The sequence below is a fragment of the Pseudomonas sp. SID14000 genome (genome assembly GCF_002165135.1).
Taxonomy (GTDB): domain Bacteria; phylum Pseudomonadota; class Gammaproteobacteria; order Pseudomonadales; family Pseudomonadaceae; genus Aquipseudomonas.
Genome location: NZ_NFZQ01000142.1, coordinates 1 through 408 on the forward strand (window position 1 = coordinate 1; position 408 = coordinate 408).

Here is a 408-nt window from a genome sequence, read left to right on the forward strand (position 1 = left end):
GAGCCCGCTACCCGCCGACCGGCCGCCCTGCCCCGCGGTCCAGGGTTCACGCTCGGGTTCGCGTCAGGCGTGGAACTCGGTGAGGTCGATGCTGTGCACGCGGAGCGGCATGCCGTACACCGGGTGCACGGTCTCGCGCTCCACGACCATGCCGAGCTTCCGCATGACGTTCTCGGAGGCGTCGTTACCCACCTGGTGGATGCTGATGACGCGGTCCAGGCCGCGGTCCTGGAGTGCGAACTCCAGCGTGGCGTGGGCGGCCTCGGACGCATAGCCCTGGCCCCAGAACTGCCGGCCGAACCGCCAGCCGATCTCCACGGCGGGCAGCACCTCCGGCAGGAACTCGGGCACGGACAGCCCCGCGAATCCAGCGAGTTCGCCCGAGGCGAGCAGCTCGACGTCGAAGAT

At 70.3% G+C, this 408-nt stretch carries 1 protein-coding gene; it reads right to left on the reverse strand.

The annotated features are described in order from the left end of the window. Positions 1-63: 63 nt before the first annotated feature. Positions 64-408: GNAT family N-acetyltransferase (locus CAY82_RS27680; protein ID WP_140399183.1), on the reverse strand; the 345-nt coding region annotated here is incomplete at its 5' end.